This is a genomic window from Rhizobium sp. O111, from assembly GCF_055616315.1.
Window position 1 is genome coordinate 773,560 of sequence record NZ_JBSHXL010000003.1, and the last position, 15,455, is coordinate 789,014.

18 protein-coding genes and 1 pseudogene are annotated in these 15,455 nt (G+C 57.9%); 18 read left to right on the plus strand and 1 reads right to left on the minus strand.

Annotated features, from left to right (window positions below; translation table 11 throughout):
- Positions 1 to 115 precede the first annotated feature (115 nt).
- The 7 genes from ACVTFQ_RS29475 (at position 116) to ACVTFQ_RS29505 (ending at position 8,516) form a co-directional block, all read left to right on the plus strand.
- The gene (locus ACVTFQ_RS29475; protein WP_111565409.1) at positions 116 to 868 is read left to right on the plus strand and encodes a FadR/GntR family transcriptional regulator; all 753 of its coding nucleotides are present in this window, start codon (positions 116 to 118) and stop codon (positions 866 to 868) included.
- A 65-nt stretch (positions 869 to 933) separates the two neighbouring features.
- Positions 934 to 1,839, plus strand: a complete 906-nt coding sequence (gene kdgD, locus ACVTFQ_RS29480; protein ID WP_111565408.1) for a 5-dehydro-4-deoxyglucarate dehydratase — start codon at positions 934 to 936, stop codon at positions 1,837 to 1,839.
- An 88-nt stretch (positions 1,840 to 1,927) separates the two neighbouring features.
- Positions 1,928 to 3,436 carry an ABC transporter substrate-binding protein gene (locus tag ACVTFQ_RS29485; RefSeq protein ID WP_111565407.1) on the plus strand — a complete coding sequence of 503 codons (1,509 nt, stop codon included), beginning with the start codon at positions 1,928 to 1,930 and terminating at the stop codon, positions 3,434 to 3,436.
- A gap of 78 nt (positions 3,437 to 3,514) precedes the next feature.
- Positions 3,515 to 4,429 (plus strand): ABC transporter permease, encoded by a 915-nt coding sequence (locus ACVTFQ_RS29490; protein WP_413397052.1) that lies wholly within the window; start codon positions 3,515 to 3,517, stop codon positions 4,427 to 4,429.
- 12 nt (positions 4,430 to 4,441) lie between these two features.
- Positions 4,442 to 5,359 carry an ABC transporter permease gene (locus ACVTFQ_RS29495; RefSeq protein WP_111565405.1) on the plus strand — a complete coding sequence of 306 codons (918 nt, stop codon included), beginning with the start codon at positions 4,442 to 4,444 and terminating at the stop codon, positions 5,357 to 5,359.
- On the plus strand, positions 5,356 to 6,984 hold the full coding sequence (locus tag ACVTFQ_RS29500) for an ABC transporter ATP-binding protein (RefSeq protein ID WP_112436312.1): 1,629 nt from the start codon (positions 5,356 to 5,358) through the stop codon (positions 6,982 to 6,984). Before ACVTFQ_RS29495 ends, ACVTFQ_RS29500 begins: the two co-directional genes overlap by 4 nt.
- A 98-nt stretch (positions 6,985 to 7,082) precedes the next feature.
- Complete coding sequence (locus ACVTFQ_RS29505) at positions 7,083 to 8,516, plus strand: aldehyde dehydrogenase family protein (protein ID WP_470424381.1); 1,434 nt, start codon at positions 7,083 to 7,085, stop codon at positions 8,514 to 8,516.
- 226 nt (positions 8,517 to 8,742) lie between these two features.
- Here ACVTFQ_RS29505 and ACVTFQ_RS29510 read toward each other — a convergent pair whose 3' ends face one another.
- Positions 8,743 to 9,633: an AraC family transcriptional regulator gene (locus ACVTFQ_RS29510; RefSeq protein ID WP_470424382.1), complete on the minus strand. Its 891-nt coding sequence runs from the start codon at positions 9,631 to 9,633 to the stop codon at positions 8,743 to 8,745.
- A 136-nt stretch (positions 9,634 to 9,769) separates the two neighbouring features.
- On the opposite strand from ACVTFQ_RS29510, the gene ACVTFQ_RS29515 reads away from it, so the two are divergent.
- The 11 genes and pseudogenes from ACVTFQ_RS29515 (at position 9,770) to ACVTFQ_RS29565 (ending at position 15,194) form a co-directional block, all read left to right on the plus strand.
- Positions 9,770 to 10,522, plus strand: coding sequence for an aldo/keto reductase (locus ACVTFQ_RS29515; RefSeq protein WP_470424383.1), 753 nt, complete (start codon positions 9,770 to 9,772; stop codon positions 10,520 to 10,522).
- Positions 10,488 to 10,853 carry an aldo/keto reductase gene (locus tag ACVTFQ_RS29520; protein ID WP_470424384.1) on the plus strand — a complete coding sequence of 122 codons (366 nt, stop codon included), beginning with the start codon at positions 10,488 to 10,490 and terminating at the stop codon, positions 10,851 to 10,853. The genes ACVTFQ_RS29515 and ACVTFQ_RS29520 overlap by 35 nt, the downstream gene beginning before the upstream one ends.
- A 51-nt stretch (positions 10,854 to 10,904) precedes the next feature.
- Positions 10,905 to 11,170: pseudogene (locus tag ACVTFQ_RS29525) on the plus strand (DUF982 domain-containing protein).
- Positions 11,171 to 11,179: 9 nt separating this feature from the next.
- A complete protein-coding gene (locus tag ACVTFQ_RS29530) occupies positions 11,180 to 11,338 on the plus strand; it encodes a hypothetical protein (RefSeq protein ID WP_162718129.1) in 159 nt (52 codons plus the stop codon).
- Positions 11,339 to 11,546: 208 nt separating this feature from the next.
- Positions 11,547 to 11,756: a cold-shock protein gene (locus tag ACVTFQ_RS29535; protein WP_470424385.1), complete on the plus strand. Its 210-nt coding sequence runs from the start codon at positions 11,547 to 11,549 to the stop codon at positions 11,754 to 11,756.
- A 122-nt stretch (positions 11,757 to 11,878) separates the two neighbouring features.
- Positions 11,879 to 12,103 (plus strand): hypothetical protein, encoded by a 225-nt coding sequence (locus ACVTFQ_RS29540; protein ID WP_112436315.1) that lies wholly within the window; start codon positions 11,879 to 11,881, stop codon positions 12,101 to 12,103.
- A 31-nt stretch (positions 12,104 to 12,134) separates the two neighbouring features.
- Entirely contained in the window at positions 12,135 to 12,515 is a 381-nt protein-coding gene (locus tag ACVTFQ_RS29545; RefSeq protein ID WP_111565399.1) for a DUF6481 family protein, read from the plus strand.
- A 98-nt stretch (positions 12,516 to 12,613) separates the two neighbouring features.
- The gene (locus ACVTFQ_RS29550) at positions 12,614 to 12,889 is read left to right on the plus strand and encodes a hypothetical protein (RefSeq protein WP_111565398.1); all 276 of its coding nucleotides are present in this window, start codon (positions 12,614 to 12,616) and stop codon (positions 12,887 to 12,889) included.
- A gap of 199 nt (positions 12,890 to 13,088) precedes the next feature.
- Positions 13,089 to 13,493 (plus strand): PAS domain-containing protein, encoded by a 405-nt coding sequence (locus tag ACVTFQ_RS29555; RefSeq protein ID WP_470424630.1) that lies wholly within the window; start codon positions 13,089 to 13,091, stop codon positions 13,491 to 13,493.
- The gene (locus ACVTFQ_RS29560) at positions 13,390 to 13,653 is read left to right on the plus strand and encodes an HWE histidine kinase domain-containing protein (RefSeq protein WP_470424386.1); all 264 of its coding nucleotides are present in this window, start codon (positions 13,390 to 13,392) and stop codon (positions 13,651 to 13,653) included. The genes ACVTFQ_RS29555 and ACVTFQ_RS29560 overlap by 104 nt, the downstream gene beginning before the upstream one ends.
- A 464-nt stretch (positions 13,654 to 14,117) precedes the next feature.
- A complete protein-coding gene (locus tag ACVTFQ_RS29565) occupies positions 14,118 to 15,194 on the plus strand; it encodes a sensor histidine kinase (RefSeq protein WP_470424387.1) in 1,077 nt (358 codons plus the stop codon).
- Positions 15,195 to 15,455 lie beyond the last annotated feature (261 nt).

Consider the following 15,455-nt stretch of genomic DNA (forward strand, 5'->3'; position numbering starts at 1 on the left):
AAGGGGCATAGCGCATCTCTCAACAAAAGCTGCAAAACTGCTCCCAAAGTGATCGCAAATAGTCATGATGCATGCTATGATAATGTAATGAATTTCGGATGAATTTGGGGGGATAATGTCAGAACTGAAACGCTCGCGCGGCCACAGATCCTTATCTGCGGGAGTCGAAGACGCACTTCGAGCGCAGATCGATGCAGGCTATTACGCAATCGGAGACAAGTTGCCTACCGAACCCGCGTTGACCGACAAGTTCGGGGTCAGTCGCACCGTCGTTCGCGAGGCGATCGCTGCTCTGAGGGCAGACGGGCTTGTCGAATCGAAGCAGGGCTCCGGCGTCTTTGTGATCGGTCCGCGGCAGTCCGATACGGGTCTTGGGCTGTTTACAGGCGAGACTGACAAGATATCCGATATCATTGAAGAATTGGAATTGCGTATTGGCATCGAGGTGGAGGCGGCAGGTCTTGCAGCCATGAGAAGTTCACCGGCTCAGGAAGCCGAAATCCAAGCTCAGGTCGAGCGATTCTCAAATCTCGTTGCGATTGGAAATCCCACCGACGAGGCTGACTTCCAGTTCCACATGGCTATCGCAACGGCGACCAACAACGCCCGTTTCAAAACGTTCCTCGAACATGTGGGGAGGCGGATGATTCCACGTGTGAAGTTTCGCACGGTCATGGGCGGTGTCGACCCGCTGCCGAGTAGGGACGCCCCGATACTCGACGAGCATCGAGATATCGCCGAGGCGATTTTAGCCCGCGATCCCGACCGGGCGCGCGAGGCTATGCGGCGACATCTTGTGACGGGTATCAAGCGTTACCGCTCTCTGACATCATGGGGGCAATCTCATAAAAAAGATGAAAATGGTTGACTCATCTTAAAAAGTCATAATATGAATTATCCCACCGGAAGGTTTTCAGTGTGGGAGGAAATTCGTTGTCGCCTGAAGAAATCAAATCGCGTGTGGGCTCAGGGCTCCTGTCCTTTCCAGTCACGCACTTTACGTCGGACTACAAGCTCAATCTCGATAGCTATCGCCGTCACGTAGAGTGGCTGTCGGGTTTTGAGGCGGCTGCTCTGTTTTCTGCCGGCGGGACGGGAGAGTTCTTTTCCCTGTCACCGTCCGAGGTGGGGGAAGTGACGAGAGCCGCCAAGGATGTCTCCGGTAACGTACCGATCATCGCGGGATGCGGCTATGGTGCCTCTCTCGCCTTTGAGACCGCGTCGATCGCGGAGAAGGCTGGGGCAGATGGGATTCTCCTGCTGCCGCACTATCTCACGGAAGCGCCGCAAGACGGCATTTTCGCTCATGTTAAAGCCGTCTGCGATTCCACGAGCCTGGGTGTGATTCTCTATAATCGAGCCAATTCCGTTGCCAACGCCGATACAGTCGCGCGTTTGGCGGAAGCCTGCACCAACCTTATCGGTTTCAAGGACGGCACGGGCAGGGTGGATCTCGTGCGCCATGTGACGGCCAAGCTGGGCGACCGGCTCTGCTATATCGGCGGCATGCCGACTCATGAACTTTTCGCCGAAGGTTTCAACGGTGTAGGGGTTACCACCTATTCTTCGGCCGTCTTCAACTTTGTGCCCGAACTGGCGCAGCGCTTCTATCGCGCCATGCGAGCGGGTGATCGTACGACAATGGAGACTATTCTTCATAAATTCTTCTTCCCCTTTGCCGCGCTTCGCGATCGCAAGGCGGGCTACCCGGTCTCCATCATCAAGGCAGGTGTTGATCTGGTCGGCTATACCCCAGGTCCGGTTCGTCCCCCGCTGGTTGATCTGACGGGTGAGGAGCGGGAAATCCTGCATGACCTGATAAAGGGAGCCCAGGGTTAAGCAAAGCCGTCGGCAGGCGCTGAGAGAGCAGCGCCCGTCGACGACGCAATATTAAAACTTCATCGTTTCACTTTTGGGAGGAGTGCAAATGCCTATAAAGTCTATTCGTTTCATCGCGGGCGCGATGGTCGTGGCAAGTTTCGCCGGCCATGCAACAGCGCAGAGTTCGTCTGAAATCAATATTGTTCTGCCGGAGCAGCCGGCAAACCTCGAGCCTTGCGGCACCATCATCACCAATGTCGGGCAGATTCTTGGCCGCAATGTCGTCGAACCGCTGACGGTCATCGATCCCACGAACGGTCAGGCAACACCGGGCCTTGCTACCGAGTGGACCCAGACAGATCCGAACACCTGGCGGCTGAAACTGCGCGAAGGTGTGAAGTTCCAGGATGGTGCCATTTTCAATGCAGAAGCCGTCAAATTCTCGATCGAGCGCATGACCGGCGGGAAGGTGACCTGCAGCAATATTGCCAAGTTCGGCGCCGCCAAGCTCGCGGTGACGGCTGTCGATGACCTGACGGTCGAGATCACGTCGGATACACCGCAACCGATCCTGCCGACATTGCTCAGCGTGGTCATGGTGGTCTCTCCGAACACACCGATCGACAAGGCGGTCAATGATCCTATCGGTACCGGTCCTTTCAAGCTTGCAAGCTTTACGCCGCAGACGGTCGTATTAGAAGGCTTTGACGGCTATTGGGGCAAAAAGCCCGCCATCACCAAGGCCAGCTACGTCTGGCGTCCGGAATCCTCGATCCGCGCTGCCATGGTGGAGACCGGTGAAGCAGACCTGACGCCGTCCATCGCGATCCAGGACGCTGTCAATCCCGAAACGGATTTCGCCTATCTTAATTCGGAAACGACAGCGCTGCGCATTGATGCCGGGTTTGCGCCGCTAGACGATGTTCGTATTCGCAAGGCTCTTAACCTTGCGATTGACTGGGAAGGCCTTGCGCAGCTTTTCGGAGACGATACCAAGCGCGCATCACAAATGGTCGTCGTCGGTATCAATGGCCACGACGACAAGCTGGCGCCCTGGACGTTCGACGCTGAGCAGGCGCGCGCGTTGATTGCCGAGGCAAAGGCAGCGGGCGTCCCTGTCGATACGGAGATCGAACTGATCGGCCGCAACGGCATCTATCCGAACGGTACGGAAGCCATGGAGGCCATGATGGCCATGTGGCAGGATGTCGGCCTCAACGTGAAGCTCACCATGCTGGATGTGAACGATTGGCTGCGATATCTCCAGAAACCGTTCCCGGAAGGCCGCGGTCCCAACTTGCTGCAGATGATGCACGACAACAACAAGGGTGATGCCGCCTTCACCATTCCAATCTTCTACACCTCGGCGGGTAGCTATTCCACCGTCAGCGACCCTGCGCTGGATAAGGAAATCGCCGATGCTCTAGCAGCCACCGGAGAGGATCGCACAACCCGGTTCAAGGCGGTCTTCAACAAGGTACATGACGAACTGGCTTTGGACATTCCGATGTTCCACATGATCGGCTACACCCGCGTTGGCAAGCGTCTCGACTGGAAGCCCGACATCACCACCAACAGCGAGATTCCACTCGCGAATATCGGCCTCAAGAATTAAGCCACAACAGACCGGGCGGGCGTGGAGAAGATCTTCCGCGCTCGCCTGAACTCCAAGTGAAACCAGAGGTTCCAGATGATGCTCGGCTATATCGGCCGGCGGGCGTATCACAGCATAATATCGCTGGTCGGTCTGCTGACACTCGTCTTCTTCCTGACACGCCTGACGGGCGACCCCTCGGCGCTTTATCTACCACTCGATTCCAGCCTTGAGGCGCGAGAAGCGTTTGCGCGACTGAACGGTCTCGATCAGCCCATTCACGTTCAGTTCCTGCAATACCTGCAGAATTTGCTGTCGCTGGATTTTGGTCAATCGCTGCGCCAGAACCGGTCCGCCATCGACGTGGCGCTCGAAGCCTTTCCGGCCACGTTGAAACTTGCCTTCGTCGCAATGACATTGGCAACTGTGCTTGCGATCATCGTCGGCGCTTTGGCCGCCGCACGGCCCCGCAGCGTGTTTGATCGTATCGCCGGACTTGTATCGCTATCCGGTGCTAGCACACCCGATTTCTGGGTTGCAATCGTCGGCATTCTCGTCTTTGCGGTAGGGCTTGGGCTTCTGCCAACATCTGGCACCGGAACCGGTTGGCATTGGATCATGCCAATCGCGGTACTCATGCTGCGCCCCTTTGGTCTTCTAGTGCAGGTGGTGCGCGGAACGATGATCTCAGCGCTTGCCTCGCCCTATATCAAGATGGCTCATGCGAAGGGCATGGTGCGCCGCAAGATCATCTTCGGTCACGCCTTGAGGAATTCGCTGCTTCCGGTCATTACAGTCGCGGGGGATCTGGCTACGGGATTGATCAACGGCGCCGTTGTTGTTGAGACAATTTTCGGTTGGCCAGGCATCGGCAAGCTGATGATCGATTCCATCATCCAGCGGGATTTCGCCGTTGTGCAGTCGGCGATCCTTATAACGGCCATCGCCATCTTCATCGTCAACATCGCGATCGATCTGCTTTATGTCACGCTCGATCCGCGCATCCGCTACTGAGGGAGGACGACCATGGCCGACGTGACAATCGCGTCCGCGAAATCGCCCGGAAACGCGCGGCAACTGGCGATCTACCTCGCTCGTGACAAGCTGGCGCTCTGCGCCGCGCTCTTCCTTGTCCTGCTCCTTGCCTGTGTCCTCTTTGGCCCGCTGCTGGTGGGCGACCTTGCCGGCAAGCTCGGGCTCAGACAGCGCAATCTGGCGCCCTTTTCCACAGAGCAGGGTTTCCTGTACATCCTCGGCGCCGATACGTTGGGACGCCCGATTCTGGCCCGGCTGATTGTTGGTGCACAAAACACCCTCGGCATTGCCGCCGCCGCCGTTTTCGTCTCCACGGCTACTGGCGGCATGCTTGGCTTGATCGCCGGCTATTCCGAGCGCTGGTACAGTCATGTCATCCTGCGTCTCGCTGACGTGATCATGAGTTTTCCATCATTGCTTCTGGCGTTGATCGTGCTCTACACGCTCGGCCCCAGCATGATGAATCTTGTGATCGTCCTGGCGATCACCCGCATGCCGATCTTTATCCGCACCGCGCGCGCCGAGGTTCTGGAATTGCGCGAGCGAATGTTCGTCAGCGCCGCCCGCTCGATGGGCGCGAGTTCCGGCCGCATCCTGTTCCGGCACATTGCGCCACTGGTTTTGCCAACGCTGGGAACCATCGCAGCAATCGATTTCGCGACCGTGATCCTGGCGGAATCCTCGCTGAGTTTCCTCGGCCTCGGTATCCAGCCTCCCGATTTCACCTGGGGCGCGATGGTAGCCAATGGACGTGGTTATCTCGCATCCGCCTGGTGGATTGCCTTCTGGCCGGGCTTGGCAATCCTGCTGACGACCCTTTCCCTGAACATTCTCGCCAGCTGGGCACGGACCGTTGCCGATCCGCTGCAGCGCTGGCGCCTGCAATCGCTGCGAAAGGCCCCACGATGACAGATTCGGACAAAGCCATCCTCACGATCAAGAACCTGACGGTCGACTTTCTGTCCGAGGGTGATCCGGTCCGTGCCGTCGACAACGTATCGTTCAACGTCTGCCCCGGCGAGACGCTGGTTATTCTGGGCGAAAGTGGATCTGGCAAGAGCGTCAGCACCGGAACTGTGATGGGCCTGATCGACTGCCCGCCGGGCGATATCGTCTCGGGCTCGCTAATTTTCGATGGCATGGATATGTCGCGCCTTGATGAGGAGGGACGCCGCGCGTTGAACGGGCGGCGTATCGCGATGATATTCCAGGACCCGTTGGCCTATCTCAATCCGGTCTACACTGTTGGACGGCAGATCGAAGAAGTCTTTGAAGCTCATAGTGATGGTGACGCGGGCTCGGTGCGGGACAGGGTCGTCAAACTGCTGGAGCGTGTCGGCATTCCTGATGCCGGAAGGCGGATCGACTATTATCCGCATCAGTTCTCCGGCGGACAGCGCCAGCGTGTCATGATCGCCATGGCAATCGCGCTGAAACCGGACATTCTCATCGCCGACGAGCCGACGACGGCGCTTGATGTCAGCGTGCAATCGCAGATCCTGGAACTGCTCAGTGACTTGCAACGTGAAACCGGCATGGCACTGATCATGATAACGCACGATCTTGAGGTCGCCGCGGCGATGGCGGACCGCATCATTGTGATGAATGGCGGCAAGGTGGTCGAGAGCGGCAAGGCGCAGGACGTCTTCACCAACCCTGCCCATGCCTATACCCGTCGGCTGATGTCAGCTATGCCTCACGGCGGTGAGGCGTCGGAGCGAACGCGGACGGAGGTCAAGGGCGACGTTCTGTTGAAGGTCGAGAAACTCAGTAAACACTACGTTCTCGGCGCCGGTCCGTTCTCGCCGAAACGGGAATTCCGGGCCGTCGATGACGTCAGCTTCACTGTCCGTCGCGGCGAAACGGTCGGTATCGTGGGTGAGTCCGGTTCCGGTAAGTCGAGCATCGCCCGCATGTTGCTCAGGCTCGATGAACCCACATCAGGCAAGGCGATTTTTGGCGAGGAGGATGTGTTCTTGCTGGGAGGAAAAGCGCTGAACGGATTCCGACGGCGCGTGCAGATGGTGTTCCAGGATCCCTTTGGCTCGATGAACCCCCGGATGAATGTGCGCTCGATCATTTCCGAGCCCTGGGCAATCCATCGCGACATCATGCCAAAAGCAGGCTGGAAGGACCGAGTTGTGGAGCTTCTGGAGCTTGTCGGGCTCAAGGCTGAACATGCCGAGCGTCATCCTCACCAGTTTTCCGGTGGTCAACGACAACGCATCGCGATTGCGCGGGCATTGGCCAGTGAGCCTGAACTGATCGTGTGCGACGAAGCTGTCTCAGCGCTTGACGTGTCGATCCAGATGCAGGTCATCGGGCTTTTGGCCGATCTGCGCAGCAGGCTAGGGCTCTCTTACGTTTTCATCACGCATGACCTGCCGATCGTGCGTGAGTTCGCCGACCGGATATTGGTTATGCAACAAGGCAAGGTGGTTGAGGAAAGCGATACGGAAATCCTCTTCAATTACCCGGAACATCCCTACACAAAGTCGCTCTTGAATTCCGTGCCCCGGCCCAAATGGGCATGAAAGTCATCTATCTGCATGGTCGCCGCAGTTGCCGGGGCGTGTCTGGCGAACTGATTAGCTACGGCCTGAAGTCAAGCTGCTAGAGAAAGCGAATATCCATGAGACTTCGTCAGAATCTGATTGCCGGCGAATGGGTCGGCAGTGATGGCGTTGAAAACATCAACCCGTCGAACACAAACGAAGTTATCGGCCTTTACGCTCACGCATCGGCAGACGACGTGGAGATTTCCATTGCCGCTGCTAAGGCTGCGTTTCCGGCCTGGTCGCGCTCGGGTATTCTGGAACGCCACGCGATCCTTAAGAAGACGTCGGATGAGATCATTGCGCGCAAGGACGAGCTTGGCCGTCTGCTCGCCCGCGAAGAAGGCAAGACGCTGCCGGAGGCCATAGGCGAAACGATCCGCGCGGGCCAGATTTTTGATTTCTTCGCCGGTGAGGCGCTGCGCCTTGCAGGCGAAGTCCTGCCGTCGGTCCGCCCGAACATCGGCGTCGAGATCACCCGCGAAGCCGTCGGCGTCGTCGGCATCGTTACGCCCTGGAATTTTCCGATCGCCATCCCGGCCTGGAAGATCGCCCCGGCGCTTTGCTACGGCAACACCATTGTCTTCAAGCCGGCCGAACTGGTTCCGGGTTGCGCCCACGCCATCGTCGATATCCTGCATCGTGCCGGCTTGCCGAAGGGCGTCCTAAACCTCGTCATGGGCAAGGGCTCGGTCGTTGGCCAGGCCATGCTCGCCAGCGCCGATCTCGCGGCCATCACCTTTACCGGCTCGACCGGCACCGGCAAGCGCGTCGCTGCGGCCTCCATCGAACATAACCGCAAGTTCCAGCTGGAAATGGGCGGCAAGAACCCGATGGTCGTTCTCGATGACGCTGATCTCACTGTTGCCGTCGAAGCTGCCGCCAACTCCGGCTTCTCCTCGACCGGACAGCGCTGCACCGCATCCTCGCGCCTGATCGTCACCGAGGGCATCCACGACAAGTTCGTTGCGGCCCTCACCGAAAAGCTGAAGACGCTGGTGGTTGACGATGCGCTGAAGGCCGGCACCCATATCGGCCCGGTCGTTGACGAGCGTCAGCTGGCAACCAACACCGACTACATCGCCATCGGCCGCCAAGAAGGCGCCAAGCTCGCTTTCGGCGGCGAGACGATCTCGCGCGAAAAACCGGGCTTCTACCTGCAGCCGACACTGTTTACGGAGGCCACCAACCAGATGCGCATCAGCCGCGAAGAAATCTTCGGACCGGTCGCCTCCGTCATCCGCGTTAAGGATTACGACGAAGCGCTCGGCGTTGCCAACGACACGCCGTTTGGCTTGTCTGCCGGTATCGCGACGACGAGCCTGAAGCATGCGACGCACTTCAAGCGCAATTCGGAAGCCGGCATGGTGATGGTCAACCTGCCGACGGCGGGTGTCGACTTCCACGTTCCGTTCGGCGGCCGCAAGGCATCGTCGTTCGGTTCGCGCGAGCAGGGCAAGTACGCCGCCGAATTCTTTACAACCTTCAAGACCGCGTACACGCTGGCGTGAGAACATCCGTGCGCAATCTGCTCTTTGGATCAACTTGGTAGGTGATAAAAATATCGGCTGTACCCGACCGCCCGACGCACCATTTGTATAGGGCACTGGATTGGACGCCTTCTTGCCTGAGTGTTAGGAAAGAAGGCGTCTACAAATCCGGGGCCTATTCAGTCAATTAAGGGGTCAAGGGTTCAGATCCGTTCAAGAGCATTACATGCCTCTTTGAAACAAGGCACTATTCCATGACTTGGCCGGCAAGGCGTAATCGTTGGACATCAACGCCCGGTGACGCTCCGAATTCCCGCCGATACTCTCGATTGAACTGGGAGGCGCTTTCATAGCCAATTTCGAAGCCGATTGAGGCGACGCTTCGATGCTCTGAGAGCAGCTTCGTGCGAGCGTGGATCAGGCGGACGCGTTTCTGGTACTGGATTGGCGTCATTGATGTGGCGCGGCGGAAATGCCGAAGAAAAGATGTGACGCTCATGCCGGCTCGGGACGCGAGATCTTCAACTTGAAACGGCGTGGCATAATTCTGCTTGAGCCATTCGATGGCGGTTACCACCCGCGAGATTGTGCCGCCGGCCAGGCCGATCTGGCGGATGATCGAAGCGTGCGCGCCAGTCAGCAGACGCCACATGATTTCCCGCTCGATCGCCGGCCGCAGCGCTCTGGCGTCTGCGGGCGCCTCAAGAAGGCCAAGGAGCCGGATAAGCGGATCGAGCAGGTTGTCCGAAACGGTGCTGGTCGCCGCGGTCGTCTGGATTTCTACCTCCAACGGATGGAGGCCGGTTTCGACAGCAAGGGCAGCCAACGCCGCAGGATCAAGCGCCATTTCGAAACCGAGGAACGGATCGCCTTCGCTCGCTAGCGTAACATGGGCGCTGACGGGGACATCCAGAGAGACAACGAGATAGTCTCCCGCGCGGTAATCGCAGACCATATCGCCGATCGCGGTCTGCTTGGCACCTTGTGCGACAACGGCGAATGTCGGTACAGCCAAGCCAAAAAGTGGCTCTGTTTCTCGCGCCGAGCGCAACAGGCGGATACCTGGCAGCACGTTGGTCATGTAGTCCGTGCCGGTATTCCGTTCGATCAGCGCTGCAAATTGTGAAAGCTTTTCCATAGGCAGTCCCGGTATTAGCACCCAGTCCGACACGTGCTTGGCAGGAATGTGCAACAGCTTGGCAGCAATGGTCTACACCCATCGCATCGTAAAGCGATAGATAAGGGCGACTGAATTCGAACAACAGGAGGCGGCTATGTCGCCGGATTCATTTGTCACGCTCGGCCGCTCGGCACTTCGTGTCAGCCCGCTCACCCTCGGTACAATGACCTTCGGCGAGGATTGGGGCTGGGGTACGGATGCCGAGCATTCCACGGCCATCCTTGCCGAATATCTCGATCGTGGCGGCAACTCGATCGATACGGCGAACATCTATACCAATGGTCATTCAGAGAAGATCATAGGCGACTATTTCGCCGGGCAGGGATCTAGACGGGATCGGGTCGTCATAGGCACAAAGTTCTTTGGCAGCCTGCATCCGGGTGATCCGAATGGGGGCGGTGCTGGCCGCAAGTCGATGATCGATCAGTTGGACGCATCGCTGCGCCGGCTGAAGACCGACTATGTTGATATCTACTGGCTTCATAATTGGGACAGGTTCGCGCCGATCGAAGAGACGCTGCGGACCCTCGATGACTTTGTGCGATCGGGCAAGGTCCGATATATCGGCCTCTCGGATCTGCCTGCATGGAAAACCGCCGAGGCCTCCGTCCTGTCGCATTTTCGTGGCTGGACGCCGATCATTGCCCTTCAGCTCGAATATTCGTTGCTTGAGCGGACGATCGAAGGCGAACATGTGCCGATGGCTGAGGCGATGGACATGGCCATCATGCCTTGGAGTCCGCTGAAGAACGGCTTTCTGTCCGGCAGGTACAGACGCTCGGCCTGCCGCGCCGACAGATGCGGCACGCGCGGTGATAACAGGCGCTCCGTCACAATCCGACTATGATGTCATTGAGGTACTGCATCAAGTTGCAGAGGAGCTCGGTGCAAGCCCAGCTGCAGTCGCGCTCGCCTGGCTCAGGACGCGCCCTGCAGTCCGTTCCTTGCTGCTCGGTGCCCGCCGCAAAGAACAACTCGTCGCAAATCTTGCAGCCTTGGACGTAACGCTCACCGATGATCATATCGAGAGGCTCTCCGCCATTTCCAAGCCAACCCTGAATTTTCCGGCGCATGTGCTGGAGACAGGCACGCCGATGCTTGGCTATGGCGGAACAAGTATAAATGGGTTCCAGACGACAATCTGGCCTATGCTTGAAAGCAGCGCTGCACGCTATTGAGAACTCGGCAACTGCCACTAGCCTTACCAGCATAAGGCTGGTGGCGCGGCTTTGCTACCGTCCTTGTCGGCCTTGGCTGAGGTCCGCACGGTTATGGACGCCTACCGGAATCTCGTCGAATGGCCAGCATCGATGCGCGACACGGCTTATTCGGTGGCGCTGAAAGCCTGTGGCGCAGCACTTGCGGCGAGATCGAAGCGGAGACGGCGCGCGGGCTGTTCGCAGCTTTCGCTGAGAAGCACGATCTGCTGGCGCCGGAGACTGATATCATCACCGCCTCCCGTCGCCGGCACGACAAAGATCCATACGTTCGCTAGGAGGCCGACATGCGCGAGATTTTGCAGCAGCTCGCAAGCAGCGCCGCTGCGATGGGTTCGACGATCCTTCAGGGCATGGAGATCGAGCGGCCGCTTGAGGTAGTGAAAGCGGCCGCACTCTCCGCAGATAGTAAGTCTCCGATTGTGCTCAGGGAATTACAACCATAAGATAAGATACCGAGAAATTCAAAACTAACCGTTGACCTCTGGCAGTCATTGCCTTATTGATAGCTAATCGATCTTTTGCTTGCCGAGCTTTGTTCACCGCGCGATTGGCACCGTGCTCTAAGCGAACTTCCCTTTCAAAAATAGTCGGTTTTCGTCTGCGGAGCACCTGTTTCGCGGTTCCTCAATCTATGCTTTGAAAGGGTTCATCATGACCACCGGCACAGTAAAATGGTTTAATTCCACCAAGGGCTTTGGCTTCATCCAGCCTGACGTCGGCGGTGCTGACGCCTTCGTTCACATCTCGGCTGTCGAGCGCGCCGGAATGCGCGAGCTCGTTGAAGGCCAGAAGATCGGCTTCGAACTCGAGCGCGACATGAAGTCGGGCAAGATGTCGGCCTGCAATCTGCAGTCCGCTTAATCGATATCTGCTTCCCTTTGACCACGGATGTACTGGCACTGCCGGGAGCAATTATCAGTTTGAGGCCAGGCAGTTCGCCTGGCCTTTTTCGTTTGGCTTCAAAGCCACGTCGAGGAAATTCAATGACAGAAACATATAGCAAATCTCGCCAGCGTGCCGAGACGGCCTTCGGCAATCTTCAGACGGAGTTCTTCGCCAAGAACCATGCGGCCGAAGAGCTTGAATCGCTAGTTCAGGCGCGTGATGCCAAGACCCTGAGGCTGCGCGACGCGCGCCTCGCCAAGGAGCAAACCGTCCGGATGTCGGCAACATCCGCGCTCCTTGCCAAACGATCGAAGTCCAACTGATCGTCCCAAACACTAATATCAGGATAAAGATTTGAAACACGCCAGAAACAACGAACTCACCGACCGACGCTCCGCCGCTGCGGACGCCAAGGCAGCTCTTCTCGCAGCATACCGGACCGCGAAGACCGCCGCCGAGCCAACACAAGCCGCCAGACAGGCGGAGCGCATCTCGCTTGTTGAAGCCCGGGAGGCGCGCCGTGCGGAACGGGAGCGACTGAAACTTGAGGAGCGCACCCGCCTCGAAACTCTTGCAGCCCGAGAACAGGCAGCCATCGAGGCAGCGGCCGCGGCCGAGATTGAAGCGCGACAGTCCGCCGAAAACGCCCGGATATCGCGGGTCGTCAAAGACGAGGCCGCCCGCAAGGCTGAGCGGGACAGACGCTATGCTGCCCGCAAGGCCCGGCAGGCTTAACGTGCAGGCACCCACCCTTAGAGTGGATGCAGCCGTGAAATAGATCAGGGCGCGATATACAGCCGCGCTCGAACTCACTCACTCCTAAGGAGCCTCTAATGGCAACGGACACGAACGAGCTGCAGGCAATCAATACCGCCTGGCAGATTGCGATCCAGGAAATCCTGCGAATGGTCATACGGGACATGTACCATGGTGCTGGCGAAGCGGCCTTCAGCGCCCATATCAAACGGATAGAAGAAGCGGCCGTCGACAGCATCCAGACCGACTTGAGGCTTCGCGGCACCAGCGAGTGGACGGAGATGCTCGTTAAGGAACGGGCCAGCAACTTCGTCACAACCCTCCTGACGTCCTTCACCTACGACCGGCCCTGACGACGATAGACGCTCATGGGAGCCGCTCGTCTTCAGGTGAAGCGATCACCTGCGTGAACTTTCTTCCGGTCAACGAGGTTGATCTCTCACGCGCTTGCCTAAATCATGTCCACTGAGCAGAAATAAGCCAAGCGGTTGAGCATGGCGAACACAACGCAGAAGCCTCGCAGGCATCGTCGAGCCTTCCTTCGACGCCATCATCAGCAAGGATCTTTCCGGCACAATCGTAAGCTCGAATAAGGCTGCCGAACGTATGTTCGGCTATGCGGAAAGCGAAGCGGTCGGACAACCGATCGATCTGATCATACCCGACCACAAACGGGATGAGGAAACGGATATTCTGCGCCGGTTGAAGCTGGGAGAGCGGATCGAACCGTTCGAGAGGACGCGGCGTCGCCTGGACGGGCAGATGGTCCCGGTTTCGATCACGATTTCTCCGATCAAAGGCCGGGCCGGCAAGCTCGTCGGAAATCAATTATCGCGTCAAAAATCAGTATGCCGTGGTACCAGCCGTTATCAGGCAAACGGCGACACGGTCCCGTTCGATCGAAGAATTCGAGAGGCGGGTCCGCGAAAGGATCATGGCGCTATCCCATTCGCATGATCTTCTGTCACAGGTCGACTGGGCCGGTGTCAGCCTTGCAGATCTCGTCGCGCATCAGCTTGAGCCGTTCCAGGCTCTCCACCCGCTTCATGTTATCGGCCCGCAAATTATGCTCGACGCTAATGCCGTCCTTGATCTTGGCATGGCCTCCACGAACTGATTACGAACGCGATGCGCTTCGGGGCCACGGATACTGGTCGAATATGCGTTAGCTGGGGGCTGACGAGTAACGAAAATGGGATGCTTTTGAGCTCGTCTGGTCGGAGTCGGCGGAGGAAAATGCAGATTAAATAGCACAGGAAGAGGGGTTCGGGGCTTAGTCCTCGGCAAGATTGTGCCATCCGCTCTAGCCGGCCAAGAAAATTGGAGTTTCACGGACGGGGTTGATCGTCTGGAAGCTGAAGGTGCCGGTGGCACGCATTCAGATCGGGCTGGGGTCTTCGGCCTTCACCTAAGTAGGCCCAGTGGGCAAGCAGCCCAGATGTCTGCATCATCTTCGGCCGAGCGATCCCACCCAGCGCGGTAAAACCGCTTCACCGGCATGGCACTCCAAGAATCAGGATTTCTTTAGCTCCCCGCCATCCGGCGTGATAAGCACCGAACGAATGTGGTTGTGAGTTGCAAATGGCAGAAACTGAAGAATCGCCGATAAGCCCGGAAACGGTAGCCGACCTTCCTCATCTTGGGGAGGCGTTGGACGATGACCGCTTCCGACAATTCCTCGACCACGTTCCGTTCGGAGTGGCGGTGGCAGAACTCGCGTCAGACGAGGTGCTTATATACGCCAATCTTGAATTCGAGCGTTTGATAGGCATTTCGCCTGAGGACCTGCAGGGCAAGCCATGGTCATCACTCCCATTGGTGTACTCGGTGAGTGGAGACCAGGATCTCGCGAATGCCATTGTGGCTGGCGAGGAGTATTTGGGAACATTTGCGCCATCTTCCGGGACGGGGCCCCAGTCGTTCATTGACGCCTGGTCGAATACGATCGTCAATGACGCAGGAACCCCTCTCTTTCGTCTCGTCGCTATCGCGCCCGCCAACAGTGGACAAACCGGCGCTCACCTGGCCACCACGTTGACGGAAAAGGACGTGCTTCTTCAGGAGTTGCAGCACAGGGTCAAAAACAATCTTCAGATGATCACAGCGCTTATCCGCATCGAAGCCCGGAACGCGCAACATCCGGATGAAAGCGCGCGGTTCAACCGACTGGCAGGCCGTGTGGACGCGCTGACGATCCTCTACCGTTCTCTGTCCGATGCAAACGCTGACGAGACTGTGGATCTCGGCACGTATGTGAGCCAGATCGCCTCGGCGATCATGGCCGCACATGCGGTCCAGGGTATTCGGTTTGACATGAAGGTCGATACGTGGCCCGTTTCCGTCAACATTGCGATGCCCGTCGGCTTGGTCGTCAACGAACTTATGACGAACGCGCTCAAACACGCATTCAAGGATCGTGAGGGTGGTGAAATTGTCCTGCGCTGCGTCGTGGATGATGCGGGCTGCCGAATCTCGGTTGCAGACAATGGCATTGGTCTCAGCAATCCATCCGACTGGCCGCGGCGCGGTAAGCTCAGCTCTATGATCGTGCAATCGATCAAACAGAACGCCAGGGCGGACGTCCAGGTGGAGTCCCTGCCAGGGATCGGCATGAAGGTCACGATCGTTTTTGAAAAGCGGGAAGCAAATCGGGCTTAGAGCGGCATGGATCGCGTCGAGCAAAAATGGATACTCCAGGGGTATTCGGCCGGCGCTTTGTCCAGTTCCCTGCGGGGGAGGGATTTCCTGCCTTTTCAAGGCCCCCGGGTTTGGCAAGGATGTTGCGAAGTGCAGCACCCTGGTGGTGATCATCAGCGATCCTGATAGAGTCGTCCACTGACCAAGCTGCTTTGCCTCCAGTAACCACTTGTCTCCGTTGGTCGCTTGCATAAAACTCTGCCGTCGCTTCGTACACAGCCC

Coding starts and splice junctions, on each gene's coding strand:
- ACVTFQ_RS29475 (WP_111565409.1), top strand. CDS start 116: ATGTCAGAACTGAAACGCTCGCGCGGCCACAGATCCTTATCTGCGGGA.
- ACVTFQ_RS29485 (WP_111565407.1), top strand. CDS start 1,928: ATGCCTATAAAGTCTATTCGTTTCATCGCGGGCGCGATGGTCGTGGCA.
- ACVTFQ_RS29490 (WP_413397052.1), top strand. CDS start 3,515: ATGCTCGGCTATATCGGCCGGCGGGCGTATCACAGCATAATATCGCTG.
- ACVTFQ_RS29495 (WP_111565405.1), top strand. CDS start 4,442: ATGGCCGACGTGACAATCGCGTCCGCGAAATCGCCCGGAAACGCGCGG.
- ACVTFQ_RS29500 (WP_112436312.1), top strand. CDS start 5,356: ATGACAGATTCGGACAAAGCCATCCTCACGATCAAGAACCTGACGGTC.
- ACVTFQ_RS29505 (WP_470424381.1), top strand. CDS start 7,083: ATGAGACTTCGTCAGAATCTGATTGCCGGCGAATGGGTCGGCAGTGAT.
- ACVTFQ_RS29510 (WP_470424382.1), bottom strand. CDS start 9,633: ATGGAAAAGCTTTCACAATTTGCAGCGCTGATCGAACGGAATACCGGC.
- ACVTFQ_RS29515 (WP_470424383.1), top strand. CDS start 9,770: ATGTCGCCGGATTCATTTGTCACGCTCGGCCGCTCGGCACTTCGTGTC.
- ACVTFQ_RS29530 (WP_162718129.1), top strand. CDS start 11,180: ATGCGCGAGATTTTGCAGCAGCTCGCAAGCAGCGCCGCTGCGATGGGT.
- ACVTFQ_RS29535 (WP_470424385.1), top strand. CDS start 11,547: ATGACCACCGGCACAGTAAAATGGTTTAATTCCACCAAGGGCTTTGGC.
- ACVTFQ_RS29540 (WP_112436315.1), top strand. CDS start 11,879: ATGACAGAAACATATAGCAAATCTCGCCAGCGTGCCGAGACGGCCTTC.
- ACVTFQ_RS29550 (WP_111565398.1), top strand. CDS start 12,614: ATGGCAACGGACACGAACGAGCTGCAGGCAATCAATACCGCCTGGCAG.
- ACVTFQ_RS29565 (WP_470424387.1), top strand. CDS start 14,118: ATGGCAGAAACTGAAGAATCGCCGATAAGCCCGGAAACGGTAGCCGAC.